Source organism: Bradyrhizobium sp. USDA3010 (assembly GCF_056429065.1).
This window is the reverse complement of sequence record NZ_JBWJZD010000131.1, coordinates 1-822: the sequence shown is the minus strand read 5'-3', so window position 1 is coordinate 822 and position 822 is coordinate 1. Positions and strand designations below refer to the sequence as shown.

Genomic DNA, 822 nt, shown 5'->3' with positions numbered 1-822 from the left:
CCGAGGCCGACCGCGACGCGCTGCATGTCGAGATGGCCGACGACGCCGTGTTGATCGGCCCGCCCGCCGCGGCCGAGAGCTATCTTCTGATCGACAAGATCGTCGACGCCTGCCGCAAGACCGGCGCGCAGGCCGTGCATCCCGGCTACGGCTTCCTGTCCGAGCGCGAGGCGTTTCCGCGCGCGCTGGAAGCCGCCGGCATCGTCTTCATCGGCCCGAACCCCGGCGCCATTGCCGCGATGGGCGACAAGATCGAATCCAAGAAGGCCGCGGCCAAGGCCAAGGTCTCGACCGTGCCCGGCCATCTCGGCGTCATCGAGGACGACAAGCACGCCGTCCAGATCGCCGACGAGATCGGCTATCCCGTGATGATCAAGGCCTCCGCCGGCGGCGGCGGCAAAGGCATGCGCATCGCGCATTCGAAGAGCGAAGTCGCCGAAGGCTTCAACCTTGCCAAGGCCGAGGCGAAGTCGTCATTCGGTGACGACCGCGTCTTCATCGAGAAATTCATCGTCGATCCCCGGCACATCGAGATCCAGATCCTCGGCGACAAGCATGGCAACGTGATCTATCTCGGCGAGCGCGAGTGCTCGATCCAGCGCCGCAACCAGAAGGTCATCGAAGAAGCGCCGTCGCCGCTGCTCGACGAGCAGACCCGCCGCAAGATGGGCGAGCAGGCCGTCGCGCTGGCCAAGGCGGTGAACTACGATTCCGCCGGCACCGTGGAATTCGTCGCCGGCCAGGACAAGAGCTTCTACTTCCTGGAGATGAACACCCGTCTGCAGGTCGAGCATCCCGTCACCGAGCTGATCACCGGCATCG

1 protein-coding gene is annotated in these 822 nt (G+C 65.6%); it reads left to right on the top strand.

The genetic code is table 11. From position 1 onward, the window contains the following. On the top strand, positions 1-822 hold an 822-nt coding region (locus AC066Y_RS43255; protein ID WP_478279140.1), incomplete at both ends, for an ATP-binding protein.